22 protein-coding genes are annotated in these 24,712 nt (G+C 68.2%); 1 reads left to right on the top strand and 21 read right to left on the bottom strand.

Annotated elements, in window-relative coordinates; genetic code table 11:
• Window positions 1-14 precede the first annotated feature (14 nt).
• On the top strand, window positions 15-1,286 hold the full coding sequence (locus VHA82_RS19785; RefSeq protein WP_325546869.1) for a 6-phosphofructokinase: 1,272 nt from the start codon (window positions 15-17) through the stop codon (window positions 1,284-1,286).
• Here the strand turns inward: VHA82_RS19785 and VHA82_RS19780 are convergent.
• The 21 genes from VHA82_RS19780 to VHA82_RS19680 form a co-directional block, all read right to left on the bottom strand.
• Window positions 1,279-1,713: a chemotaxis protein CheW gene (locus VHA82_RS19780; protein WP_325546868.1), complete on the bottom strand. Its 435-nt coding sequence runs from the start codon at window positions 1,711-1,713 to the stop codon at window positions 1,279-1,281. The two genes, VHA82_RS19785 and VHA82_RS19780, sit on opposite strands and share 8 nt — an antisense overlap.
• Window positions 1,710-2,105, bottom strand: coding sequence for a hypothetical protein (locus VHA82_RS19775; protein WP_325546867.1), 396 nt, complete (start codon window positions 2,103-2,105; stop codon window positions 1,710-1,712). Before VHA82_RS19775 ends, VHA82_RS19780 begins: the two co-directional genes overlap by 4 nt.
• Before the next feature lie 5 nt (window positions 2,106-2,110).
• A complete protein-coding gene (locus VHA82_RS19770; RefSeq protein ID WP_325546866.1) occupies window positions 2,111-4,951 on the bottom strand; it encodes a hybrid sensor histidine kinase/response regulator in 2,841 nt (946 codons plus the stop codon).
• Between the two features lie 14 nt (window positions 4,952-4,965).
• Window positions 4,966-7,266, bottom strand: coding sequence for a methyl-accepting chemotaxis protein (locus VHA82_RS19765; protein ID WP_325546865.1), 2,301 nt, complete (start codon window positions 7,264-7,266; stop codon window positions 4,966-4,968).
• Window positions 7,267-7,268: 2 nt separating this feature from the next.
• Entirely contained in the window at window positions 7,269-7,808 is a 540-nt protein-coding gene (locus VHA82_RS19760; protein WP_325546864.1) for a chemotaxis protein CheW, read from the bottom strand.
• 8 nt (window positions 7,809-7,816) lie between these two features.
• On the bottom strand, window positions 7,817-8,173 hold the full coding sequence (locus tag VHA82_RS19755) for a response regulator (protein ID WP_325546863.1): 357 nt from the start codon (window positions 8,171-8,173) through the stop codon (window positions 7,817-7,819).
• 11 nt (window positions 8,174-8,184) lie between these two features.
• A complete protein-coding gene (locus tag VHA82_RS19750) occupies window positions 8,185-8,544 on the bottom strand; it encodes a response regulator transcription factor (RefSeq protein ID WP_325546862.1) in 360 nt (119 codons plus the stop codon).
• On the bottom strand, window positions 8,541-9,359 hold the full coding sequence (locus VHA82_RS19745) for a response regulator transcription factor (RefSeq protein ID WP_325546861.1): 819 nt from the start codon (window positions 9,357-9,359) through the stop codon (window positions 8,541-8,543). The genes VHA82_RS19750 and VHA82_RS19745 overlap by 4 nt, the downstream gene beginning before the upstream one ends.
• Window positions 9,352-10,299 carry a BLUF domain-containing protein gene (locus VHA82_RS19740; protein ID WP_325546860.1) on the bottom strand — a complete coding sequence of 316 codons (948 nt, stop codon included), beginning with the start codon at window positions 10,297-10,299 and terminating at the stop codon, window positions 9,352-9,354. Before VHA82_RS19740 ends, VHA82_RS19745 begins: the two co-directional genes overlap by 8 nt.
• A gap of 84 nt (window positions 10,300-10,383) precedes the next feature.
• Window positions 10,384-11,013 carry a response regulator transcription factor gene (locus tag VHA82_RS19735; RefSeq protein ID WP_325546859.1) on the bottom strand — a complete coding sequence of 210 codons (630 nt, stop codon included), beginning with the start codon at window positions 11,011-11,013 and terminating at the stop codon, window positions 10,384-10,386.
• A complete protein-coding gene (locus VHA82_RS19730) occupies window positions 11,010-12,482 on the bottom strand; it encodes a PAS domain-containing sensor histidine kinase (protein ID WP_325546858.1) in 1,473 nt (490 codons plus the stop codon). The genes VHA82_RS19735 and VHA82_RS19730 overlap by 4 nt, the downstream gene beginning before the upstream one ends.
• A 105-nt stretch (window positions 12,483-12,587) precedes the next feature.
• On the bottom strand, window positions 12,588-13,424 hold the full coding sequence (locus tag VHA82_RS19725) for a shikimate dehydrogenase (protein WP_325546924.1): 837 nt from the start codon (window positions 13,422-13,424) through the stop codon (window positions 12,588-12,590).
• 35 nt (window positions 13,425-13,459) lie between these two features.
• Complete coding sequence (locus VHA82_RS19720; RefSeq protein ID WP_325546857.1) at window positions 13,460-14,464, bottom strand: TRAP transporter substrate-binding protein; 1,005 nt, start codon at window positions 14,462-14,464, stop codon at window positions 13,460-13,462.
• 37 nt (window positions 14,465-14,501) lie between these two features.
• Window positions 14,502-15,782, bottom strand: coding sequence for a TRAP transporter large permease subunit (locus tag VHA82_RS19715; protein ID WP_325546856.1), 1,281 nt, complete (start codon window positions 15,780-15,782; stop codon window positions 14,502-14,504).
• Window positions 15,779-16,321: a TRAP transporter small permease gene (locus VHA82_RS19710; RefSeq protein ID WP_325546855.1), complete on the bottom strand. Its 543-nt coding sequence runs from the start codon at window positions 16,319-16,321 to the stop codon at window positions 15,779-15,781. The genes VHA82_RS19715 and VHA82_RS19710 overlap by 4 nt, the downstream gene beginning before the upstream one ends.
• Window positions 16,322-16,427: 106 nt before the next feature.
• On the bottom strand, window positions 16,428-17,099 hold the full coding sequence (locus VHA82_RS19705) for a TetR/AcrR family transcriptional regulator (RefSeq protein WP_325546854.1): 672 nt from the start codon (window positions 17,097-17,099) through the stop codon (window positions 16,428-16,430).
• Between the two features lie 36 nt (window positions 17,100-17,135).
• Window positions 17,136-18,863 carry a DUF885 domain-containing protein gene (locus VHA82_RS19700; protein WP_325546853.1) on the bottom strand — a complete coding sequence of 576 codons (1,728 nt, stop codon included), beginning with the start codon at window positions 18,861-18,863 and terminating at the stop codon, window positions 17,136-17,138.
• 83 nt (window positions 18,864-18,946) lie between these two features.
• Window positions 18,947-20,782: a S8 family serine peptidase gene (locus tag VHA82_RS19695; RefSeq protein ID WP_325546852.1), complete on the bottom strand. Its 1,836-nt coding sequence runs from the start codon at window positions 20,780-20,782 to the stop codon at window positions 18,947-18,949.
• Window positions 20,779-22,479, bottom strand: coding sequence for a dipeptide ABC transporter ATP-binding protein (locus VHA82_RS19690; protein WP_325546851.1), 1,701 nt, complete (start codon window positions 22,477-22,479; stop codon window positions 20,779-20,781). Before VHA82_RS19690 ends, VHA82_RS19695 begins: the two co-directional genes overlap by 4 nt.
• Window positions 22,480-22,614: 135 nt before the next feature.
• Window positions 22,615-23,661, bottom strand: a complete 1,047-nt coding sequence (locus VHA82_RS19685; RefSeq protein WP_325546850.1) for an ABC transporter permease — start codon at window positions 23,659-23,661, stop codon at window positions 22,615-22,617.
• Between the two features lie 89 nt (window positions 23,662-23,750).
• Window positions 23,751-24,689: an ABC transporter permease gene (locus tag VHA82_RS19680; protein WP_325546849.1), complete on the bottom strand. Its 939-nt coding sequence runs from the start codon at window positions 24,687-24,689 to the stop codon at window positions 23,751-23,753.
• Window positions 24,690-24,712 lie beyond the last annotated feature (23 nt).

The raw sequence follows: 24,712 nt of genomic DNA, 5'->3' as shown, positions 1-24,712 counted from the left end.
GAAACAAAAAAAGCATGGCAGCCAAGCAGCAGAAGAAGAACGCCTTCTACGCCCAGTCCGGCGGCGTCACCGCCGTGATCAACGCCTCGGCCGCGGGCGTGATCGAAACGGCGCGTGCCAGCAAGGACCGCATCGGCCGCGTCTACGCGGGACGCAACGGCATCATCGGCGCGCTCACCGAAGACCTCATCGACACCACGAAGGAATCCGCCGCCGCAATCGCGCAACTGCGCTACACGCCTTCGGGCGCGTTCGGCTCGTGCCGCTACAAGCTGAAGTCGCTCGACGCCAACCGGCGCGAGTACGAACGGCTCATCGAAGTCTTCAAGGCGCACGACATCGGCTACTTCTTCTACAACGGCGGCGGCGACTCGGCCGACACGTGCTTCAAGGTGAGCCAGCTCTCCGAAAGCATGGGCTACCCGATCCAGGCGATTCACGTGCCCAAGACGGTGGACAACGACCTGCCGATCACCGATTGCTGCCCCGGCTTCGGCTCGGTCGCGAAGTACGTCGCGGTGTCCACGCTCGAAGCGTCGTTCGACGTGCGCTCGATGGCGAAGACCTCGACCAAGGTGTTCGTGATCGAGGTGATGGGCCGACACGCGGGCTGGATCGCCGCGGCGGGCGGCCTGGTCGAAGATCACGGCATTCCGGTCGTCGTGCTCTTTCCCGAAATCGAATTCGACGAGAAGAAGTTCATCGCCCGCGTCGATGCGCTGGTGAAAAAAAATGGCTACTGCTCGGTGGTGGTCTCCGAAGGCTGCCACTATCCGGACGGCCGCTTCCTCGCCGAGCAGGGCACGAAAGACGCCTTCGGCCACGCGCAACTCGGAGGCGCGGCACCCATCGTGGCCGACATGGTCCGGCGCGAGCTGAAGCTCAAGTTCCACTGGGCGGTGGCCGATTACCTGCAACGCGCGGCGCGGCACATCGCCTCGAAGACGGATGCGAAGCAGGCGTACGAGCTCGGTGCCGCGGCCGTGAAGCTCGCGCTCAAGGGCCGCAACGCGGTGATGCCCACCGTGGACCGCGTGAGCGACGCGCCGTACAAGTACCGCATCGGCGTCGCCGCGCTGTCCGAAGTCGCGAACAAGGAAAAGTTCATGCCGCGCGACTTCATCACGGCCGACGGCTTCGGCATCACCGAGAAGTGCAAGCGTTATCTGCGACCGCTGATCCAGGGCGAGGACTACCCGAAGTACGGCAAGGACGGCATGCCGCTCTACGCGACGCTGAAGAACGTCGCGGTCGAGAAGAAGCTGCCCGCGTTCGAACTCAAGTAGAAGTCGGCGCGCCGAGCAGCCTCGCGACGTCGACGATCGGCACGGCCTCTCCGTCGATGTCGACGCACGAAAGCGCCGCGTGCCGCAACGGCGCATCCCTTTCCGGAAGATCGCACTGCTGCGCGTCGCGCACCGTGACGTTCACGGGAAGCGCGTCGAGCGCGAGCGCCGCGAACGCACCGGGCCCGCACGCCAGCACGAGCGCATAGCGCGCGGATTCGCGTGCGCGTGCGCCCTTCGCCCATGCCGCGAGGTCGATCATCGCGATGCGCTGTCCCTGCCATGCGAGCAATCCCATCGCGTGGTGAGCCGCGCCGGGCACGGCCACGGGCGCGGGCTGCTTGACGATCTCCACGGTCGCGTGCGCTGCAAGCGCGATGCATTTGCCGGGCGCGTATTCCACGAGCCTTGCGATGGCTGTCGTCATGCGCTCATCTCCCGCATCGCGAACCGCGCGATGTCCCGCGCGCAGCAGAGGTACGCGACATCGCCGTCGAGTTCCACGTAGCGCGCAACCGGCGCGTTCGCCGCGAGGAGCATGCCGGGAATTTCCTTTGCCTGCAGCCTCGCGCCGATGAGCACGCGCAGCTCGTCCCAGCACCAGAGGACGCCGGTGTCGTCCCCCGCGAACGCGGCTGCGACGAAGCGGCCCGGTGGGCACGCTCGCATCAGCGTCATCGCTTCGGACAATGCAGCGAATCGGCCGTCGCCGCGCGCGGGGCACGTGCCGAGATGGCGGGCCTCGCCGACTTCGCGCTGCGGCACGACGAGCGCGAGCCGTCCGGCGCGCAGGAGCACGAAGTCTCCGTGGAGCGGCATGCCGATCATGCCGCGACGTGCCTGCGGATCGCCCGCAGCAGCTCGCCTTCGCTGCAGGGCTTGGTGAAATATTCGTCCACACCCGCCTCCCGTGCCATGCGCCGGTGCTTGTCCTGCGATCGCGACGTGATCATGATCACGGGCACTTCCTTCATGTCGTCGCGCCGGCGCAGGTGCGACGTGAGCTCGACGCCATTCATGTTGGGCATCTCCAGATCGGTGAGGACGAGTCGCGGCTTGAAGCTGCGCAACGCATCGATGGCCTCGATGCCGTCGCGCGCCGCTTCGACGCGGTAGCCCGCGTCCTGCACGACCCGGCGCAGGAAGGTCCGCACCGAAAGCGCGTCGTCCACGATCAGCACGCCGGGGAGCTCGCGCTGTGCGGGCCGCGGGGCCTCGGACCGCTCGGTGCCTTGCACCGCAGGCCGCGCCCGCGAACCGAGCAGCTGCTGCAGATCGAGGTTGACCGCCACCGTCCCATCCCCGAGCACCGAAAGACCCGCGACGCCGCGCACGTGCCGTGCGTAGCGGCCGGGACTCTTTACCAGCAGCTCGCGCGCATCCACGAGACGGTCGACGGCGAGCGCGTACACGCGGTCGTCGACGCGCACGACAACCGCATCGCACTCGCTCAGCGACCTGCTCGTGTCGACGGGCAGTCCGACTGCATCGACCAGCCGGAGCGCCGGATGGACACGATCGCCGTGGCGATACGTGAGCTCGCCGCCGAGCGCGGCAAACTCGCCCACGCCGCGCGGCACGGCCTGCTCCACCTGCGCCGACGGCACGCCGAAGCGCTGGCCCGCTGCCTCGACGATCAGCGTCTGCACGGTGGCGAGCGATGCCGCGAAGCGCAACTCGATCGTGCAGCCTTCACCGGGCCGCGAGAAAAGCCGCACGGTACCGTTCATCTGCCCCACCCACTCGCGCACGACGTCGAGTCCCACGCCGCGGCCGGAGAGCTCACTGACCGTGTCGCGCGTCGAGAAACCGGGCAACAGGACGAGCCGCGCGATGTCTTCGTCGCCCGGATGGCGGCTCGCATCGAGCAGCCCGCGCTCGATGGCCCGCCTGCGAATGGCAGGCAGATCGAGCCCGCGGCCATCGTCGCGGCAGTGCAGTACCACCTGCTGGCCCTGACGCGCGAACGACAGCGCGATCGTGCCCATGCGCGGCTTGCCCGCATCGATACGTTCCTGCGGCGATTCGAGGCCATGGTCGACCGCGTTGCGCAGCATGTGCAGCAGCGGCTCGCCGAGCCGGTTCAGTACGTCGCCGTCCATGAGCGTGCGCGCGCCTTCGAGCACGAGCCGCGCTTCCTTGCCCGTCGCCTGGCAGCTCGTGCGCACCGTGCGTTGCAGCCGCGATTCCAGCGTGCCCACTTCGCTCATGCGCGTGCCCATGACGAGATGCTGCATGTCCCGGGCGAGCCGCTGCTGGCGTGCCTGCAGCGCCGCGAGCTGGGCGATGCCCTCTTCCACCCGCGCGGCCATCGTGCGCGCATCGGCGGCTTCTTCCATGAGCGCATGCGACGTTCCGTGCAGCTCGCTGTACTGGTCCAGCTCGAGCGGATCGAAGGCGGCATCGCTGTCGCGCCGGCTGCGCGCGCGCATCGTCGAGAGCGCGCGCACGTCCACGAGCGTTTCCAGCTCGAAGAGGCGCTTTTGCAGCCGCAGGTTCTGCGACATGAGTTCCTTCGCGGCGCTGGCCGCGGCCTTCAAGCGTGCCTCCATCGCCGCCGAGTGCACCGAGACTTCGCCGCAGACGCGAAAGAGCTCATCGATGCGCTGCACGGCAACGCGCATCGCAGCGCCCGGGACGACCTGCGGCACGGAAGAAGCGCGAGCCGCGCGCGAGTCCGCGCCGTTCGCCGTGTCGCGCATTGGAGCCTCTCGCACCGGCAGCGCGTCCACCGCTTCGCCGCGGTCGATGCGGTTGGCGATGTCGAGCACCGCCTGCAGCACCTGCTGCGCCTGCCCGGGCGCGTCGTCGGCGCCGAGCGCGTGCGAGATCATCTGCTCCAGACAGAACGCGGCATCGAGCAGCGTTTCCGCCACGGCGCGATCGACCTTCGCGCCATCGCGCTCGACATGTTCGAGGATGTCCTCCAGGTGATGTCCGAGCGATGCGATGCCCCGCAGACCGATGATCGCGCCCGATCCCTTGAGCGTGTGCACGATCCGCCGGGCACAGACGAGGTCTTCGGCCGCATCGCGCGGATCGGCGCCGTCGACCGCGAGGGAAGCGAGCCTGCGCGCCAGCGCGACCAGTTCGCGCGCCTGCTCTGGTGCTTCCTGGAAGAAGCCTTCCAGCAGGTGCGCGTCCACGTCGGTCGGCAGTTCGATCGCCACGTCCTCGGGCGTCGCCGCGAGCGGCCGGCGCGGTGCGTCGTCCGCCGCGACGCTCGTCACCTGCAGCGGCATCGCGCCCAGCATGTGCATCACCTTCAGCGCCGCTTCCTCCTCCATCGGTACGGGCGCCGCACGCAAGTGGTCCACGAGCCCGGCTGCCGTCGAAGGATCTTCCAGATTGCGCAGATGGTCCACGATGAGCGCGGGCCAGTCGCGCAGGAACCGCACGAACGCCTCGCGCTCGGGCGGCGGCGTGACGGTGAGCAGCAGGCAGTTCTGCTCGACGTGCGCGCAGACCGCTTGCAGGCCGGGAAAGCCCGCGAGGCCGGCGGCTTCGCCCATGCGCTGCGCCTGGCCGCTGTAGCGGTCGAAGGCGTCGAGGAACGACGGGTCGTCGACTTCGCGCGCGGCCAGCTCGCCGAGGCTCGCTGCGAGCTGCGGCTGCGCACGCTCGACCTCCCCGGCCAGCGCTTCGATCAGGTCCTTCAGCTTCATCGCGCGCTCGACGTTTACGCGTGGGCGAGCTTGAACACGTTCACCGATTCGACGAGCCGGCGTGCGGACTCGAGGAGCGATTCGGTTTCGCGGTTTTGCGACTCGATCTGCCGCGCCGTGCGCTCCGTGCTCTCGCCGATGCCCTGCACGGACTTCAGGAGGACCTGCGACGTGGCCTTCTGCAACTCCGACGATTCCGCGATGCGGCGCACCTGCGCCACGAGTTCGCCGGTGATCTCCTGCGTGAGGCGCATCTGCTCGCCGGCCTTCTGCGCCTGCTCGGAACCCGCGACCACCTGGCCGATGGTGCGGTTCACGGTGGAGATCGTCTCGTTCGTCTCGAGCTGGATGTTGCCCACCAGCGTGCCGATCTGCTGCGTGGCGCCGCGCGAGCTCTCGGCAAGGCGCTGCACTTCCTCGGCCACCACCGCGAAGCCGCGGCCCGCTTCCCCGGCCACGGCGGCCTGCATCGAAGCGTTCAGGGCCAGCACGTGCGTGCGTTCGGAAATCGTGTTGATGAGGTTCACGATGCCCGTGATCTCCTGGGACCGTTCGCCCAGGCGCTTGATGCGCTTTTCCGTTTCGGCGATGGTCTCGCGGATCGCCTCCATGCCCTTCACCGTGCCGTTCACCGTCTCCAGCGCGCTGTGCGTGGCCTGCGTGGCGCGTTCGGCCGAGCGGTTGCTCTCCTCGGCCAGCGTCGCCACGCGGTGCATCGTGTCGGTCGCGTCGGAGAGCGACTGGATCACCTCGCCGACGCTGCGGCGCTCGTCCTCGGCGGTGAGCGACACCTGGTCGGCCTGGCCCTTCACCTTGCCCGAGGCGTGCGCCACGTTGCCCGCGATGGCCGCCACTTCGCGCAGCACGCGCGAAGTCTCTTCCGTGAGCGCGTTGATCGAATCCGACACGGTTCCGATGATGTCCTGCGTCACCGGGGCGCGTGCCGTGAGGTCGCGCTGCGAGAGCTGGTTCACCGCCTGCAGGATCGAGATCACCGAATTGTTCAGCATCTCGTTTTCGGCTTCGGCCTTGCGGGCTGCTTCGTCCGATGCGAGCTGCGCGGCGATGCGGTCCTGCAGCAGCAGGTTCACCGTGCGGCCCAGCTCGCCGATCTCGTCTTTCGCCTCGATGCGCTGCAGCGCGCCGTGGTCACCGGCGCGCACGCGCTCCACCGAAGCCTGCAGGCCGTGCACCGTCGACGTGATGTTGCGCACGATGACCGCGGCGAGCGCCACACCGATCGCGAAGAGCGCGAACACCGCGGCGAGCGTCTTCAGCCGTTCGGCGCTTTGCGCATCCACGCGGCGCTGCAGCTGGCGCGCGAGCAGGTCCTGCTGGGTCGCGGCCTTCTGCACGAGCTCACGCGGCGCGGACACTTCCTTCAGATACACGCCCGCGTCGATCGAAGGCGTCTCGCGCCCGAGCACTTCGCGCTGCACGAGGTCGATCACCTGGCGCGTGGCCCGTTCGATCTCGGCCACCTGCGCGGCCGACGACGCCGAAAGCTCCGGCAGCGCGCGCATCGCCTTGCGCTGGCCGGCTACGTACTGGCCGAGCGCCTCCTGCAGGTCCTTCACGGTCTCGGCGATGCGTGCGCGGTCGGCGGGCCGAAGCGCATCGTGCAGCGCGGCATCGAGCTTCGCGGGATCGGCCGTCTCCGCCCGCGCGGAGGCGAGCTGCTGCAGGCGCGACACGACCGGGCTGCGAAGCTGGCCGAGCGTTTCCGAAAGCCTCGGCAGATCCACGAGCGTGGAGCGCGCAAGGTGGTTGGTCCCCGCGTCGGGGTCGAGGTCGATGCGGTACACCGAGACGAGTTCCTCCACGAGGCCCAGGAGGTCGCGCACGAGCGCGATGTGCTCCTCGGTCACTTCGCGCTGGTCGATGCGGCGTGCGGTCACCTTGTCCTTCAGCGCGGCCCACGACTTGCGAATGGCCGAGGCCTGCTGCGAGACCGTCGCGTCGCCGAGCGGCGCGAGGATCGACTCGAGGCGCGCGAGCGCCGTCTCGAAGTCGGCCGCGTTCTTCGGCTGCGCCGCGCCGCGCTTCTCGTCGCCCAGCACGAAGTAGCTGGCCGAGGCGCGATGGTCCTGCGCCGTGCGGATCGCTTCGAGCGCCGCGGTGATCGCGGCGAGACCCGATTGTTCGGCGCGCGCCTGGCCGATCGACTCCTGCACGTCCTGGAACAGGCGCAGGGTGGGGAATGCGGCCAGCGCGAGCGCGAGCGCGCCCAGGATGGCGAATTTCTGCCACAGCTTCAGGCGCGGCAGGAAGTTGAATTCGAGCCCGCTTGCGCGGGCGGCTTGTGTCTTGCTCATGCTCAGGCTCCGTTGATCTGCGAAAGGGATTGTTCGAGCGCATCCAGCAGCGCGGCGCAATCGAGCTCGAACCAGAGGTGGTCGCCGACGAGCGCGGCGCCGCGCACGTGGGGCGCGATGCGCGCGGGCGCGGTGTCGGGGGAAAGAGGGGAATCCGGCGGCACCTTCAGGCGCCGCGGCAAGCCGTCGATCAGGATGCCGGCGGCATCCGCGCCGTGCGCGATGACGAGCAGCATCGGCCTGGCCTGCTCGTCATGCGGCACGCCCGCGAAGACACCGGGATCGAACACGGGAAGGAGCGCGCCGTGCAGGTTCGCGATGCCCGCAAACCACGCCGGGGCGTTCGGCAGGCGGTGCAGCGGCGGGACTTCGGTGAGCTCGCTGCCGTCTTCGTAGCGGATCGTCATGCGCAACTCGCCGATGCGCAGGCCCTGGCGGGAGAGCGTTTCGGCGGCGGCCTTCGGCTGCGGCATCGCGAACGCGAACGCGGATGCGTCCGCATTCGCCGCTTCCGGCGGCGCGAGCGCTTGCAGAGGACTCATCATCATCGTCACGCCTGAAGCTGCGCGAGGATGTCCTCGCGCGTGTAGGGCTTGCCCACGTAGCCGCGCGCACCGAGCATGCGGCCCCATGCGATGTCGGCCTTCTGGTGCTTGCCGGTGACGAAGACGACGGGAATGTCCTTCGTCGCGTCGTCGGCCTTCAGGCGGCGCGTCGTGGCGAAGCCGTCGAGGTCGGGCATGTTCACGTCCATGAGGATCACGTCGGGCCGGTCGGTGCGCGCGCGCTCGATCGCTTCCTCGCCGCTTTCCGCCGAGAGCACGGCGTGCCCGGCCTCGGCGAGGATGCCTTCGAGGCTGCGACGGTCCGCGAGCGCGTCGTCGACGATCAGGATCCGGCGGCGCATCGTCGTTCGCCTCAGAGCGCGCGCACCTGCGCGAGCAGCTCGTCGTCCGAATACGGCTTGGTGACGTAGCCCTTCGCGCCGAGCATCTGGCCCCAGGCCTTGTCGGCCTTCTGGTCCTTGGCGGTCACGAGGACCACGGGGATGTCCCGGGTCACGGCGTCGCCGCGCAGCGCGCGCGTCGCCGCGAAGCCGTCCATGCCGGGCATGTTCACGTCCATGAGGATGGCGTCGGGCCGCGCGCGCCGCACGGAGGCGATCGCCTGTTCGCCGTTCTCGGCGGTGCTCACGACGTAGCCCGCGCCGGCGAGCAGCTTCTCGAGGCGGGTGCGGTCGACCTGGCTGTCTTCGACGACGAGGATGTTGCGGGTCATGCGGGAGTCCTTTCGGAAGGGGGTGAAGAGGGTGTGGCGTTGTGGGAAACGAGGCGGCCGAGCACGTCGTGGAGCTGCTCGGGATCGACGGGCTTGGTGAGATAGGTGTCGCAGCCGGCCATCTTTCCGCGCACGCGGTCGAAGGGAGACGACTTGCTCGTGAGCATCACGACCGGCGGCGCGGCGCGGCCGCGCGCCTTGATGCGGCGGCACGCCTCGAAGCCGTCGATGCCGGGCATGAGCACGTCCATCAGAACGCAGGCGATGTCGCTCGCCGCGGCGCAGGCTTCGATACCGGCTTCGGCCGTGGCGACGTCCGTGACTTCGATGCCGCGGCGCTCGAGCAGCGAGCGAAGGTGGTGGCGCACGGCGAGGCTGTCATCGACGACGAGCACGCGTCCCGCGCCGGCATGAGCTCGCGTGGCGGCGCGCGCATTGCCGTGCTGCTCCAGCGCGCGATACAGCAGCACGGGCAGGATCGGCCACATGACGTGACGCTCGGTCACCATGTGACCGGGCCGCGCGGCCTTGGCGCCGGCCCAGATGACGGCCTTGCCCGCGAGCCACGGCTGCAGCGCCGACCATTGCAAGGCGGCTGCCTCGGTCGCGTCGACGAGCACGACGTCGGCGCTCGCGGCCTCGGAGTCCGCCAGGAGATCGATGCGCGGGGCGCGGCGCTGCGACAGCTTCACCGCGCCTTGCAGCAGCCGGTGCTCCATCGCGCCGAAACCCTTCACGAGCAGCTTCACGACGGCGCCCTCGGACGACGCACCGGGCGCGGCCTGCGGCATCGGTTCAAGCATCGATTCACGCATCGCAGGCTCCGTACTCGTGCCGATGGCGCGGCCGCGCGGCGCTTTGCCCGACGATGAAGGCCTCGAGCTGCGACGGATCGAGCCGCGCGCACTCGCGGCCGCCCGCGGCTCGCAATTGATCGGACGCCCGCGCGACGATCTCGCGATCGTCGCCGCAGAGGATGAATCTCGGGTGGCGACCGCTCTCGCAGGTGCATTCGGCGACACGGCCCGCGAGTTCCTGCGCGAGCGCGTCGCGGCTTCCGAGCAGCAAGACGAGGCTTTCGGCGCCGTCGATCGATGCGCGCACGAGTTCCTTCGACAGCGCGCGCCGCGACAGCAGCTGCACGCGCACGATCCCCGAGTGCGTGGGAATGTCCGCATAGGCAACGCCGACGTCGCTGCCCCGGCAGGCCGAATCGGCGATGCGCTGGTAGACGAGCGTGGTGCCGCAGCGGTCGCTCAAGTTGCGCAGCAGATGGATCGGGCCGTTGTCTTCCGCGGACACGAGCGCCACGTGCCGGCGCGGACAGTCGTCCATGCCCGCCCCCGGCGGCGCCACGCAGGGCGCGCTCAGCGCGTGCCAGATTCCGGCCGGATCCAGCGCGGGGCCGAGGCCGTCGCGCACGCGCACGATGCGATGCCAGAAGCCCGCCGGCGACTCGGCCATCTGGGCCATGACCACCGTCGCCATCGTGGTGAGGGTGGCCGGCCCGACGCTGCGGTGGATCACGCGCTGGTGCATGTTGCGCCGATCGCGCGCGGCGCGCTTTCGCGCGGCTTCCACGTCGTCGTCGGGGCCTTCGAGCCAAAGCAGGAACCAGCCGGCGGAAAAAAGCAGCGCGCCCATGACGGACGTGCCTTCGCCGTGGGCGCAGATGTGGTCCCGGATGCGAAAGAGCTCGTCCATCACCGAGCCCCGTACCGTGGAGACGCTTGCGCAGATGATGCGTGTGACCATGGCCGCGATCGTAGGCAAGCGAACGCTCGCGGCCCATCCGTGCGTGGCCCCTGCCGGGCCTACGGAATTACCCCGATGGCGGCATCAGGGATCGGTGCCCACGAGCCCCGTGCGCACCGCGTAGCGCACGAGCCCGGCGAGGTCGCGGATCTGCAGGCGGTCCATGATCTGCGTGCGATGCGTCTCCACGGTCTTCACCGAAAGATCGAGCTCGCGCGCGACTTCCTTGGACGACATGCCGAGCGCGATCAGCCTGAGCACTTGCGTTTGCCGCGCGGTGAGCCCGGGCGATGCGCGGCCCGCGCTGAATGCCGCCGCGAGCTTGCGCGAGATGGCGGGGCTCAGATAGACGTCCCCGCGCTCGAGCGCCTGCAGCGCGAGGCCGAGTTCTTCCACTGCCGAATCCTTGATCAGGTACCCCGCCGCGCCCGCGCGCACCGCTTCGGCGACGTATTCGTCGTTGTCGTACATGGAAAGCAGCAGCACGCGCGTCGGGAGCCCCGCCGCGCACACCTGGTGCAGCACGGCAAGGCCGCTCAGCCGGGGCATCGCGATGTCGACCATCGCCACGTCCGGCCGCAGCTCGTGCATGAGCCGCATGGCCTCTTCGCCGTCGGAGGCCTCGGCCACGACTTCCACCGAGGCGATCGAATCGAGCAGCGCGCGCAGCCCCGCGCGCACGAGGCGGTGATCGTCCGCCAGCAGGACCTTCATGCCGCATCCTCCTTGCGCCCGGATTCCCGCGCGGATTCCTGCACGGATTCCCGCACGGATTGCGACGCCCACGGAAGGCGCGCCCGCACGCTGGTGCCCCGCCCCGCCTCGCTTTGCAGCTGCACGGTGCCGCCCGCTTCCACGACGCGCTGGCGCAGGCTCGCGAGGCCCACCGACGCGCCGGGCTGCACCCCGAAGCCCGAGTCCGGCGATTCGAAGCCGACACCGTCGTCGATCACTTCGATGGCGAGCCAGCCTTCGCCTGCTTCCAGCATCACGCCCGCGCGCGTCGCGTGCGCATGCCGCACGACGTTGGTGAGGGCTTCCTGCACCACGCGGAAAGCGACCATCTCCACGGCCTCGGGCCCGCGCGCGGGCGCGAGCCGGCAGCGCAAGTCCACCCGCGGCAGCGACGGCCGGATGAACCGGTCGATGAGCGAGTGCAGCGCCGCTTCGAGACCGAGGTCGTCCAGCAGATGCGGATGCAGCGACGCGCTCAGGTTGCGCGTGTGCGAGAGCACCTCCTCCACGAGCTCGATCGGCGCCGCGAGCGCCGCGGCGGGCGCGTCGACACGCTCCTTCTTCGCGAGCGCGGCCAGATGCAGCTTGAGCGCGGTGAGGATCTGCCCCACCTGGTCGTGCAGGTCGCGCGCGATGCGGCGGCGCTCGTCCTCCTGCGCGCCGATCATCTTCATCGACAGCTGCGCGAGCCGCGCGTTCGACTCGCTCAGCTGCGCTTCCTTCTCGATGAGCTCGGTGACGTCGTCCTGCACGCCCACGGTGCCGATCAGCGAGCCGTCGGCGCGATGCAGCGCCCGCACGCTCACCTGGATGTGGCGCATGCCCTGCTGCGTGGGCACGTGAAAGCGCCCTTCCTGCGTCAGCGGGGAGGCCACCGCCCGAGCATCCATCTCGAAAATCCGCTGCGCCCGCTCGGCGCCCAGCGCGTCGTCCACGCGCTCGCCAATGAGGGCGTCGCGCGCAATGCCGAAGCGCTGCTCGAACGCCTGGTTCACGAGCAGGAAGCGGCCTTCGGGCGAACGCAGCGACAGCGGCAGCGGCATCGCGTCGATCAGCAGTTCGTCGAAGCGAAGCTGTTCGCGCAGCACCTGCTCGTCGCGCCTTCGCTGGCGCGCCGTCAACAAGGCCACCGCGCTCAGCAGCCCCGCGAGGACGAGCACCTGGATGCGGTTGGTGCGGGCACGGTCCACGAGGCCCGCCAGGTCTTCGCGCAAACAGGCGAGCGATTCGGCATCCGCCGCGCGCCCGGGCGCCTGCCTCGCACAGGCAGCGGATGCGAGTCCGTGCGAGGCGGCATAGCGATCGAAGGCATCCGCGGCGTCCTCGACGGGAAGGTGGACCAGCAGGAACACGAGGTACGCGAGGCATGCATAGAACACGGCGCGCGTCGCGAGCACGCGCGCCCGCCGGGCGCGCAAGTGCGCTTCGAAGGCCTGTTCGTGTCGCATGCCCGCGCTCCGCCAGAGGGGTTCCGGCAGTCCATGTTACCGGGATTGCGCGCGTGGGGAAGAGGCGCGAACGCGATTGCCGCGTTCGGCCGGACATCCCGGGGGTCAGTATTGCAGCCGCGCGAGTGCGCGCAGATGTTCGGGCGTCGTGGAAGGCAGGCCGAAGAATTCGAGGTACGCCGGAATCATCTCGAAGAGCATGTCGGTGCCCACCTGCACCCGCAAGCCGCGTGCCTCGGCGGCCGCGAGCAACGGGGTCCGCTCGGTCTGCATGACCACCTCCCCGACGAAGGCGCCGGGCTCGATGCGCGACACGTCGACGGGCAGCGGATCGTCCGGGTTCATGCCGAGCGGTGTCGCATTGACGACGAGGTCGAACCCCGCGGGGTCGTTGGCGCCGGTCGCGACCGCCAGCCGGGGATGGTGCGCGAGCAGCCGCCCGGCCAGCGCGTCGGCGCATTCCGATTTCACGTCGAAAAGCCCCATCGAGGCGATGCCCGAACGCGCGAGCGACGCGGCGATCGCCGAGCCGACGCCTCCGCAGCCGACCACGAGCGCGCGGGCCCCGCGCGGCGCGAACCCCTTGTGCGCGAGCCCTCGCACGAATCCCTCCCCGTCGAACATGTCACCCACCAGTGCGCCTTGCGCGTCGCGCCTCACCGCGTTGCAGGCCCCGGCGATCCTCACGGCCGGCGAAGCCTCCTGAAGCAGCTCCACGACGCTCACCTTGTGCGGCATGGTGATCAGCGCGCCGCGCATGTTCTCGAGCAGGAAGACGCTGCGCAGCACCGCCGCGAAATGCTCGGGCCGGCAGCCCATCGGCACCACGGCCGCATTGACGCCCACGGACTCGAAGTACGGGTTGTAGATCATGGGCGCCTTGAAGCTGTGCGTGGGCCAGCCCAGGTGCGCGATGAGCTCCGTGCGGCCGTCGATCTGCATGGGCATGGCGATCCGCGCGTGTCGGGATTTTTTGCCTACTTCGCCGAACGGACCTTGTCGATTTCGGCCATCACAGCCTTCACGTTCGCTTCGCCCACCGCCGCGGAATGCTTCGCGATCACGGGCTTCATCTTCTCGCGCAATTTGGCCATCTCGGCAGGCGGCAGTTCGGTGACCTGCATGCCGGCCTTCTTCAGCTGCTCGAGGATGCCGGCGGCCGCGCCGCGCGCCAGCTCGCGCTGGTAGTGGGCCGACTCGCTCGCGGCGTCCTGCAGCGCCCGCCTGTCATCGGCGGAAAGCGAATCCCAGAACTTCTTGCTGATCACGACCGACTGCGGGTTGTACTGGTGGTGCGTGAGCGCGAGGTACTTCTGGACTTCATAGAGCTTCGCGCCCTGGATGGTCGCGACCGGATTCTCCTGCCCGTCGACCGCGCCCTGCTCCAGCGCGGCATACAGCTCGGGAAACGGCAGCGGCGTCGGGTTGGCGCCGAGCGCGCTCACCCAGTCGACGTTGATCGGATTCGGGATCACGCGCAGCTTGAGCCCCGCGATGTCGTCCACCTTCGTGATCGGCCGCTTGCTGTTGGTGAGGTCGCGAAAACCCAGCTCGTAGTACGCGAGGCCCACGATTCCCTTGTCCTCGAGCTTCCGGTGCAGCGCCTGCCCGATGGGGCCGTCCACGACCGCGTCGGCTTCGCGGCCGTTGGCGAAGAGGAATGGAAAGTCGTAGATCTCGAAGTCCTTCACGAGACTGCCGAAGATGCCGGAATTCATCGACGCCATCTCGAGCGTGCCGCCTTGCAGCGCCGACACGTTGGCCTGGTCGCTGCCGAGCGCGCCGCCCGGAAAGACGTTCACCTTGAGGCGGCCGGCGGACTTCTGCTCCACGAGTTGCGCGAACCGTTCCATCCCCTGGATCACCGGGTGGCCTTTCGCATTCTGGTTGGCGAACTTGATCGTGCGCGGCTGCGCCCGCGCGATGCCGAAGCCGGCCATCGCGGCGGCGGCAGCCAGGGTCTTCAGGAACAGTCTTCTCATTGCCTTGTCTCCTTGAGGTCGAAGCGGCCAGTCGGTTTCAGCCGTAGAACCAGCGCGCCGGAACGGTGACGAGCTGGGGAAAGAACACCATGAGGAACATCAGCGCGAACTGCGCGGCCATGAAGGGCCACACGCCCCGCGTGACGGCGTCCATGCTCACCTTGCCGACGCCCGCCACCGTGCTGAGCACGGTGCCCACCGGCGGCGTGACGAGGCCGATCGCGTTGTTGATCATGAAGAGCACGCCGAAATACACCGGATCGATGCCCGCCGCCTTCACGAGCGGCATCAGCACGGGCGTGAGAATGAGGATGGTGGGCGTCATGTCCATCGCCGTGCCCACCACCATCGTGAGCACCATGATCGCGAGCATGAGAAGGGTCGGGTTGCCCAGGAGCGGCTTCAGCAGCGCGATCACGTCGTTCGGGAGATTGGCGACGGTGATCATCCAGGCCGAGACCATCGCGGCGGCGACGAGGAACATGATGACCGCCGTGGTCGTCGCGGCCGCGAGGAAGAGGCCGTAGAGCTGCGACAGCTTCAGCTCGCGATAGACGAGCGTCGAGACGGCCAGCGCGTACATCGCGGCGACCACGGCCGCCTCGGTCGGCGTGAAGACGCCGAACTTCAGCCCGAAGACGACGATCACGGGCAGGCCGAGCGCGAACGTCGCGTCCTTCAGCGCCACGAGCACCTGCTTGCGCGTGGCGCGAGGCGTGGCCGCGATCTTCTCCTTGCGCACGAGCCACCACCACGTGAGCCACAGCACGCCGCCCAGCATCACGCCCGGCGCGATGCCCGCCATGAAAAGCTTGGAAATCGACACGTTCGATGCGACGCCGAACACGACGAAGCCGATGGAAGGCGGGATGATCGGCGCGATGATCGCGGCCGACGACAACAGGCCCGCGGAGCGCGCCGTTTCGTAGCCCGCGCGGTTCATCATCGGCAGCAGCAAGGCCGCGAGCGCGGCGGCATCGGCGACCGCCGAACCCGACAGCGCCGCCATGAGCACCGCGGCCATGATGCCCACGTAGCCGAGGCCGCCGCGCACATGGCCCACGAGCGTCATCGCGAGCTGCACGATGCGGCGCGACAGCCCCCCGGCGTTCATGATCTCGCCGGCGAGCATGAAGAACGGCACGGCCAGCAGCGGAAAGCTGTTGGCTCCTTCGATCGTGTTCTGCGCCAGAATCTGCGCGTCGAACATGTCCATGTGCCACATGAGCGCGGCGCCGCAGAAGAGGAGCGAAAACGCGATCGGCACGCCGAGCGCCATGGCGCCCAGGAGCGCGCCGAGGAAGATCGCGATGGTCATCGCGGCGGCCGCAACGCGCGTTGCGGATGCGGTTCGTCCTCCGATTCGCTCACGCCGACGAGGTCCGTCTCCTCGATGCGGCCGCGGGCGAGCTGCCACAGTTCGTGGACGACGATGATCGCGCCCAGCGCCGCGAACACCACGCCACCCGCGTTGAACCAGGCCATCGACACTTGCATGACCGCGCTCGTCGTCGCGTAGTTGATGACGGTCTGCTGCCAGCCGCCCTTGAACATCAGCCAGCACATCCAGAGCATGACGAGATGCGCGAGCACGAAGCAGACCTTCCTGCCCGCGAGAGGCAGCCGCGAGACGAGCGAGTCGGTCCCGAGGTGCGCGTGGTTGCGCATCGCCACCACGGCGCCGAGGAAGGTCATCCACACGAAGAGCCACCGCGAGAGCTCCTCGGACGTCGCAATGCCGGAATTGAAGCCGTACCGCAGGACGACGTTGCCGAACACCATGACGACCATGAGGGCGAGGCACGCGACCATGAGAAACGAGAACAGGCGGCAGATCGCGTCGATGAGGTGCTGCACCAGGTGGGCCTCCAGCGGCTTATTTTGTACGGACTGGTTAGTTTTCCGGCAAGGGTTACTACGTAGCCCCGCAACCCGCACCGCCGCGCGCCCGCGGTCGCCGCGCCTACTTGCGCACGAAGCGCACGATCATTTCCACCACGTTGTCGCGGCGGTGCCCGATGTACGCGCGGGAAGCCATGTCGACCTTGAAGATCACGCCGAACGTGTGCCGATTGGAGACGTTGAAGAAGCTGAGCGCCGAGATCGACGCGTGGATGTCGACCGCATCGAGGCCCTTGCGGAAGAGCCCGGCCTTCACTCCGCGGCCGTAGAGCCGGCGGATCGCGGCGATCGCGGGGACGTTGAGTTCCTGGATGCGGCGGCTGCGCGCGATGAACTGGCCGCGATGGATGTTTTCCGACATCACGAGGCGGATGTAGTTCTCGTGGTGCAGGTGATGATCGAACGTGAAGGCGACGAGCCGCCTGAGCGCCGCTTCCGGCTCCAGGTCGTCCAGATGCAATTCGGCTTCGATGTCCCGCACCCGGCGGTAGGCTTCCTCCAGCACGGCGAGGTACAGGCCCTCCTTGCCGCCGAAGTAGTAGTAGATCATCCGCTTGCTGGTCTTCGTCGCATCGGCGATCGCATCGATGCGCGCCCCGGCGAGACCCTTTTCGCCGAACTCCGCTTCGGCGACTTCGAGGATGTCGGCTTTCGTGCGCTCGGGGTCGTTGGTGCGCGTCGGCGGCTTGCGCGAGCGCGCGCGGCCCGCGCGGGCACGAACTGTTTCGTTCATTTCACGAGTATAGGCGCGCGCGCTCGGCACCACCCACTACCTCGCCTGCTCCTTCGCGATCCAATCGTCGATGAGCCGGTCCAGCACGTCCAGCGGCAGTGCGCCGTTGTCGATGACCGCGTTGTGAAACCTGCGCAGGTCGAAGCCGTCTCCAAGCCTTGCCCGGGCGCGGTCGCGCAATTCGTCGATCTTCAGCTTGCCGATCATGTAGCCGAGCGCCTGGCCGGGATCGGACACGTAGCGGTCCACCTCCTGCGACACGAACGCGCGGTCCGTGCCGGTGCGCTCCACCAGAAAATCGATCGCCCGCTGGCGGCTCCATCCCATCGAGTGCAGCCCCGTGTCGACGACGAGCCGCGCGGCGCGGAACGCCTGCCACTGCAGATGCCCGAAGAGATCGTACGGATCGTCGTACATGCCGATGCGGCGTCCGAGCGTTTCGGCGTACACGGCCCAGCCTTCGACGTAGGCGGTATAGCCCGCGTCGCGGCGGAACCGGGGCAAGTCCTTCAGCTCGGCCGCGCGCGCGACCTGCAAGTGGTGACCCGGCACGGCCTCGTGCATCGTGAGTGTCACCATGCCCCATTTCGCGCGCGTCTTCCAGCCGACCGCGTTGGCATTGAACCAGCCGCCGCGCGAGCCGTCGAGCGCGGGGCCGTCGTAATACTCCGCGGCATTCGGCCCCATGAAGGCGGGCATCGCGCGCACGCCGTAGGGCATGCGGGGCAGCTCGGCGAAGAGCGTCGGCAACTGCGCGTCGATGCGCTTGGCGATGTCGCGGTAGCCGGCCACGAGCGCCTCGGGGCTCGTGTGGAAGAACTTCGGATCGGTCTCGATGTAATGCACGAAGGCCGCGAAGTCGCCCGTGAACCCGGTGCGGCGCATCACGTCTTCCATTTCGGCGCGGATGCGCGCGAGCTCGCGCAGGCCGAGGGCATGGATGTCGGCGGGCTTCAGCGACGTCGTCGTGTTGTGCCGCACCTGCATCTCGTAGACGCGCTGCCCATCGGGATAGTTCAGCATCGCGCCGCTTTCCGGCGCCTTCGGCATGTATTCGGCGACGAGGAAAGCGCGCAGCTTGCGAAGCGCTGGCGCGACGCTCTGTTCTATGGCCCGCTTGCCCGCGGCGCGCAGCCGTGTCTGCTCGGCAGCGGGAATGTCGGGCCCGAGCTTTGAAAACGGCTCGAAGAAAGGTCCCTTCTCGACATCGGCGGGCAGTTCGTCGTCGATCTGCGCGAGCACCCGCTCCAGCACCGGCCTCGGCGCGACCCAGCCGAGCGTCACGCCTTCGCGCAGACGTTCGATGTTCTGGTCCATCTGCTTCGGATACGCCGCCATGCGCGCGAGGAGTTGCTCCACCTCTTTCACGCTGGCGACGGGTGTTGCCTGCAGCAGATTGGCGAAGAAGCTCTGCGCGCCGCCGAGCGCGCCCACGAGCATCGTGCGCGGACCGGGGAAGGCCTGCTCCTCCACCTGATCCTCCTGGTTGTGGATGAAGAGGTCGAGCGACACGCGGTCGGCCTCGCCCAGGCGATCGCGATGGATCTTCCTCGCCTCGGCCAGCCATTCGCGTGCCTTCGCGTCGCGCGCATCGCGTGCCGCGAACGATTCGTCGGTCAGCCGGTCGTTGTAGCGCAGATCGCCCTGGAACGTGGCGAATTCCGGGTAGTCGCGCGCGCGCTCTTCCCACGCGCGATCGAAGAGCGCGTGGAGGGTTTTGGATTCGGCGGGGTCGGGGGTGGCCGCGAAGGTGGCCAGGGGCAAGAGCAGTAAAAGTGCCAGAGCCCTCACCCCAGCCCACTCCCCTGCCTTCCCCCACAGGGAGAGGGCGCAATGCAGGGCTCGCTTCATGGCCTGTAGCCCGCCTCGGCCAAGGCGCGCGCGGGATGGATCAACGTGCGGCGGCCATCGGCGCTCACGTCCGCAGTGTGCCGCATGATCCCGATCAATTCAGTCGGCTTGAGCGAGGGATTCACCGCGAGCATCTTGGCCGCCAGGTTCGCGACCTGGGGCGAGGCCATCGACGTTCCCGAAAGCGCCACCTTCGAGCCGCCGGGCACGTAGCTCACGACCTGATAGCCGTTCGCGTGCAGCAGCACGGTCTTGCCGTAGCTCGTGAACGAAGCCTCGTCGCCCGCCTTGTCCACGGCGCCCACGGCGACGAGGTTCGGCAGTTCGATGCCCGACGGATACGACTCGTTGAACGTCGGGTCATCGCCCGAGTTGCCCGCCGACGTCACGAAAAGCACGTTCGGCATCGAGGCGAACATCTTCTCCAGCGCGTTGCGCCGCACCTGGAAGAGCTCTCGCGCCCGCGTCTTGCGCTCGGCGGCGTCCTTGCCGATCCCGCATTGCTCGAGTTCGACTTCGACGCTGCGCACGTTACCGCCCCAGCTCATGTTCACCACGCGCGCACCGACCTTGCGAAGGAAGTCCGCGTAGGTCTGCAGGTTCGCGACGCCTCGCTGTTCGACTTCCATCGAAGGACACGGATCGGGCAGCAGCGTGGTGCTGAAATCGATGCGCATGTTCGCAAGCCGCGCATACGGGTTGCCCGCCACCGCGATGCCGGAAACGTGCGTGCCGTGCTCGTACACGCTCGCAAGCCGCAGTTCCTCGACGGTCGCCTTGTACTGCTGCGGCGCGAGCGTCGACAGCAGCTTCTTCACCTCGCTCGCCTCGGGACTGTCGATGTTCGACTGCAGGTCCGACAGCCCCTTGCTGCGCGCGATCAGTTCCGGCAGGCGCGTCCTCAGGGTGTCGGGAATCTCCTTCAGCGGCGAAGCCGAAGCGCGCTCGTACTTGTCGAAAGCGACGAACGCCGGGTCGGCGCCGAAGCGCACGAACCGGTCCGCGAAGATCGCCGCATCCACGCCGCTGTCCCACACCACGACGGTGACCGGCTTGTAGCCGCGCCCGGGCGGAAGCGCCACGTCGCGCGCGCCCCAGATGTCGGGCTTGTCGACGTTGTGGGCGGCAACGTACGCCACGAGCGCGCGGTTCAGCACCGTCTTCAGCGGCAGCGAATACACGAGCGCGTAGCGCGTGCCGACGAGGGCCGGCACGAGATCGGAGCTGAGCGCGCCCTGCTTCGCCGCCACCGGCTGCAGCACTTCGCGCACGCGTCCGAGCACCAGGCTTTCGCCGATCGTCTCCGTCCCGGCCTTGAACTGGAGGATGTCGTTGCGCACGATCTCGAACGGCAGCTTCGCGAGTTCCTCGCTCACGAGACGTCCCACTTCGGCGTCGAAAGCGGCACCGGACGACGCACCCGTCTTCTTCGCGGCATGGGCGATCGCGCGGGTGGTGAGGCCCGAAAGCAGCTTGTCCGCGGGCTTTTCCTGCAGCTCGCGCACCTGCTCGGACCGAGCGAGCGCGCCGTCCCAGCGGCCTTCGATCAGGTCCACCTGCGTGAGCACGCCCAGCAGTTGCCGCCGCGCCGCCTTCTCGGCGATGTCGTACTTCGCGAGCACGCCTTCGATGTCCGCGTACACGGGTTTCACGAACGCGGAGAACTTCGCGCCGTCGCGCACGAGCGGCTCGAGATCGCCTTCGACCTTGTAAGTGAAAACCGGCAGATCGGCCGCGCGCTCGATGCGCGGCTTCGCGGGCGCCTGCGCGAACGCGGCCATCGCCAGCCAAGCCGCGCACAACGCGGCGATCCACTTCGAATTCGTCTTCATGCGGTGTTCTCCTCGGCGGCTCGGGCGCGTGCGCCCCATCCGCGCGGAATCGCGGCGAGCAGCTGCCGCGTGTAGGGGTGTTCGGGGTGGGCGTAGATCTGCTGCGCGTTGCCGCGCTCGACGATCTCGCCCCTGTTCATGACGAGGATGTCGTCGGCCATGTACTTCACCACCGCGAGGTCGTGGCTGATGAAGACATACGTGAGCCCGAATTCCTCCTGCAGGTCCAACAGGAGGTTCAGCACCGTCGCCTGCACGCTCACGTCGAGCGCGCTCACGCTTTCGTCGCAGATCACGACTTCGGGCCGCATCGTGAGGCAGCGCGCGATCGCGATGCGCTGGCGCTGGCCGCCGGAGAATTCGTGCGGATACTTGCCGAAGGACTGCGGCGGCAATCCGACCTTTTCGAGCCAGCCGAGCGCGAGCTGCGTGCGCTGCGCATCGTTCGCGCCGATACCGTGGATGCGCATCGGCTCCAGCAGGATCTGCCCGACCGTGAAGCGCGGGTTCAGGCTCGCGTTCGGATTCTGGAAGATGATCTGGATGCGCCTCCTCCAGTCGCGCATCTGCTTCGGCCCGAGCGCGGTGAGGTCCGTGCCGTCGAAGAGGATGCGTCCGGTGCTCGCGTCGGTAAGCCGCGTGAGCATCATGCCCACCGTCGTCTTGCCCGAACCCGATTCGCCCACGATGCCGAGCGTGCGGCCCTTGTGGAGCGAGAAGTCGGCCCCGCGCACGGCCTGAAGGACCTTGCGCTCGAAGAGCCCCGTCTTCAGCCGGTAGGCCTTGCCGAGGCCGGTTACTTCGATGAGCGGCGCGCCTTCGGCCACCGTCGGCTCGCGCTCTTCGGTCGCGGCCGCGCGCTGGTTCATGATGTCGTCGATCACCGTGAGCCGCCGCGGCCGTGCGTCCAGACGCGGGCGGCACGCGAGCAGCGCCTGCGTGTACGAATCCTTCGGGTCGTTGAAGATCTGCGCGGCGCTGCCCTGCTCGCGGATCACGCCGCCGCGCATGACGACGACTTCGCTCGCGATCTCGCCCACGAGCCCGAGGTCGTGGCTGATGAAGAGCATGCTCATGCGATGCCGCTGCTGCAGCCGCGCGAGCATGTCGACGATCTGCCGCTGCACCGTCACGTCGAGCGCGGTGGTGGGCTCGTCGGCGATCAGGAGCTTGGGCTCGCACGCGATCGCGATCGCGATCATCACGCGCTGCTGCTGGCCGCCCGAGAGTTCGTGCGGATACGCATCGAGCCGCGCGCGCGGCTCGGGGATGCCGACTTCCTGCAGGAGCTCCAGCGCGCGCTCGCGCGCCTGCCGCATCGACATGCCCATGTGGATGCGCAGGACTTCCGCGATCTGCTCGCCCACCGGGAACACCGGGTTGAGCGAGCTCATCGGTTCCTGGAAGACGACCGAGATGTCCTTGCCGCGGAGGGCGCGCATCGCTTGCGGCGTTTCGCGCAGCAGGTCGCGGCCCTGGTAGAGGATGCGGCTTTGCGGCGGCACGACGGCGTTGTCGGGCAGCAGCCGCACGATGCTCATCGCGCTCACGCTCTTGCCGCTGCCGGATTCACCGACGAGCGCCACGGTCGTGTTCTCGGCAATCGCGAAGCTCACGCCGCGCACGGCTTCCTGCAATTCGTTCTTGCCGAGCCGGAAGGATACGCGGAGGTCCTGGACTTCGATGAGGTGGGTCATGGGGCGATTCGGTGTTCTACGCAGAGTACGCAAAGGTGACGCAGAGTACGCAAAGGATTCAAGGTATCCGTGATCGACATCGCTTCTTTTGCGTCCTCTGCGTAGTCTTTGCGACCTCTGCGTCAAAAAAAAACTTCACCGAAGCTTGGGATCCAGCGCATCGCGCAGCGCATCCGTGAGGAGCGCGAACGCCGTGACGAAGACAGCCATGAAGAGCGTCGCCGCGGCGAGCTGCCACCAGTAGCCGAGCACGAGCTCGGTCTGCGCGTCGGAGAGCATCGTGCCCCAGCTCACCATGTCGATCGGCACGCCCAGGCCGAGGAACGAGAGGATCACTTCGGCCTTGATGAAGTTCACGACGTGCAGGCTCAGCTGCACCAGCACCACGTGCGAAACGTTCGGCAGGATGTGGCCGAAGATGCGCGACGCATGGCTCGCGCCGATCGCCTCGGCCGCGCGCACGTATTCGCGCGCGCGGTGCTTGATGTATTCGGCGCGCACGAGCCGGTAGATCGTGGTCCAGCCCACGGCGCTCAGGATGATCACGACCGCCGCGATGCCGTTGGTGAAGGTCTTGGCGAGCGGCCCCGACTTGAACACGGCCGCGAGCGCGAAGATGAGCAGGATGTACGGCATCGCCGTGAAGACGTTGTAGAGCCACTCGAGTGCGTCGTCCACCCAGCCGCCGAAGTAACCCGCGAGCGCGCCGAGGATCGTGCCGATGAAAGTGGCGAGAAGAGCCGCCGCGATGCCCACGAGAATCGAGATCTGCGCGCCCTTGATCGCCTTGGCGAGCACGTCGCGGCCGAGCCGGTCCGCGCCGAACGGGCGCGTTTCGGATTTGCGCACCGTCTCCATCTGGACCCGCGCGGCGCGTTCGGCCCATTCCTTGTACCTGGGCGCGAGCGGATCGATGTCGCTCAGGTCCACGTTCGGAAGCTTCGCCGTTTCCCCCTGCGCCTCTTCGCGCACCGCCGGACCGAGCACCGTGGGCGGCGCGAAGGGCTCGGCCACCTCGCGCTGCCAGTCGGCCGCGACGACACCGGCCTGCGCGAGCAGCACGAGCAGCAGGAAAACGCAGACGATCCAGAGCGACACGAGCCCGACGCGATCGCGTCTGAGGCGCTTCCATGCTTGCGCCCAGACGCCAGGGGACTGAGGCAGGGCGACGACGGCTCCCACTCCCGCTTGCGGGAGAGGGTTGGGGTGAGGGTCCCCCGCCCTCGCCCGCAGGGGAGAGAGGGCGCCGGCCACCCGATCGGAAGGCGTGCTCACTTCAGCACCACTCGCGGGTCCACCAGCTTGTACATGATGTCGGTCAGGAGGTTGATCACCATCGTGAGCACGGCGAGATAGACGGTCACGGCCTGGATCACGGGATAGTCGCTGCGGTTCACGGCGTTGTAGACCTCGCGGCCGAGCCCCGGCACGGAAAAGAAGATCTCGAGCAGGAACGAGCCGATGAAGATGCCGGGCAACTGCGTGGCGAGATTGGTGAGGATCGGAATCAGCGCATTGCGCAGCACGTGCTTGAAGAGGATCGTCTTCTCGCCCACGCCCTTCGCGCGTGCCGTGCGCACGTAGTCGTGCCCCATTTCGTCGAGGAAGAACGTGCGGTAAAGGCGCGTGCTGGGCGCGAGCCCCACGAGCACGGCGAGCATCACCGGCAGCGGCGTGAAGACGGTGAGATTGGTCCAGAAGCTGTCCGTCCAGCCCTGCACCGGAAACCATCCGAGGCGAAACGCGAAGACGTATTGCGCGACGATCACGTAGACGAGGAAGCTGATCGACAGCGCGAGCGTCGTGATCACCATCACGGCGCGATCCGTGAGGCTGCCGCGAACATAGGCCACGGCCATGCCGCAGACCGTGCCCAGCACGACGTCGAGCACGAGGATCGGCACCATGATCGTGAGCGTGGCGGGCAGGCGCGTGCGAAAGATGTTGGAAATTTCCTCGTTCGTGGTCCAGCTGCGTCCCCAGTCGAACATCAGGACTTCGCGCACGAAAATCCAGAGCTGTTCGGCCACCGGCTTGTCGAGCCCGAGCTGCTGGCGCAGCGACGCGATCTGCTGGGGCGAGGCCTTCAGGCCGGCGAGGATTTCGGCCGGGTCGCCGCCGAAATACTTGAAGAGGAAGAAGACCAGCAGGATCACGCCGGCCAGGGTCGGGATCATCTGCCAGATCCGTCGGATGAGATACGAAACCATGGTTCGGGGAATGCGGCGTCAGC

This window comes from Ramlibacter sp., from assembly GCF_035548915.1.
Lineage (GTDB): Bacteria > Pseudomonadota > Gammaproteobacteria > Burkholderiales > Burkholderiaceae_C > Ramlibacter.
This window is presented reverse-complemented; position numbering and strand designations above follow the sequence as displayed.

Coding starts and splice junctions, on each gene's coding strand:
- VHA82_RS19745 (WP_325546861.1), bottom strand. CDS start 9,359: ATGCGTGAATCGATGCTTGAACCGATGCCGCAGGCCGCGCCCGGTGCG.
- VHA82_RS19785 (WP_325546869.1), top strand. CDS start 15: ATGGCAGCCAAGCAGCAGAAGAAGAACGCCTTCTACGCCCAGTCCGGC.
- VHA82_RS19735 (WP_325546859.1), bottom strand. CDS start 11,013: ATGAAGGTCCTGCTGGCGGACGATCACCGCCTCGTGCGCGCGGGGCTG.
- VHA82_RS19750 (WP_325546862.1), bottom strand. CDS start 8,544: ATGACCCGCAACATCCTCGTCGTCGAAGACAGCCAGGTCGACCGCACC.
- VHA82_RS19765 (WP_325546865.1), bottom strand. CDS start 7,266: ATGAGCAAGACACAAGCCGCCCGCGCAAGCGGGCTCGAATTCAACTTC.
- VHA82_RS19715 (WP_325546856.1), bottom strand. CDS start 15,782: ATGACCATCGCGATCTTCCTCGGCGCGCTCCTGGGCGCCATGGCGCTC.
- VHA82_RS19760 (WP_325546864.1), bottom strand. CDS start 7,808: ATGAGTCCTCTGCAAGCGCTCGCGCCGCCGGAAGCGGCGAATGCGGAC.
- VHA82_RS19740 (WP_325546860.1), bottom strand. CDS start 10,299: ATGGTCACACGCATCATCTGCGCAAGCGTCTCCACGGTACGGGGCTCG.
- VHA82_RS19755 (WP_325546863.1), bottom strand. CDS start 8,173: ATGCGCCGCCGGATCCTGATCGTCGACGACGCGCTCGCGGACCGTCGC.
- VHA82_RS19680 (WP_325546849.1), bottom strand. CDS start 24,689: ATGGTTTCGTATCTCATCCGACGGATCTGGCAGATGATCCCGACCCTG.
- VHA82_RS19775 (WP_325546867.1), bottom strand. CDS start 2,105: ATGCCGCTCCACGGAGACTTCGTGCTCCTGCGCGCCGGACGGCTCGCG.
- VHA82_RS19695 (WP_325546852.1), bottom strand. CDS start 20,782: ATGAAGACGAATTCGAAGTGGATCGCCGCGTTGTGCGCGGCTTGGCTG.
- VHA82_RS19780 (WP_325546868.1), bottom strand. CDS start 1,713: ATGACGACAGCCATCGCAAGGCTCGTGGAATACGCGCCCGGCAAATGC.
- VHA82_RS19725 (WP_325546924.1), bottom strand. CDS start 13,424: ATGCAGATCGACGGCCGCACGGAGCTCATCGCGCACCTGGGCTGGCCC.
- VHA82_RS19690 (WP_325546851.1), bottom strand. CDS start 22,479: ATGACCCACCTCATCGAAGTCCAGGACCTCCGCGTATCCTTCCGGCTC.
- VHA82_RS19720 (WP_325546857.1), bottom strand. CDS start 14,464: ATGAGAAGACTGTTCCTGAAGACCCTGGCTGCCGCCGCCGCGATGGCC.
- VHA82_RS19770 (WP_325546866.1), bottom strand. CDS start 4,951: ATGAAGCTGAAGGACCTGATCGAAGCGCTGGCCGGGGAGGTCGAGCGT.
- VHA82_RS19730 (WP_325546858.1), bottom strand. CDS start 12,482: ATGCGACACGAACAGGCCTTCGAAGCGCACTTGCGCGCCCGGCGGGCG.
- VHA82_RS19705 (WP_325546854.1), bottom strand. CDS start 17,099: ATGAACGAAACAGTTCGTGCCCGCGCGGGCCGCGCGCGCTCGCGCAAG.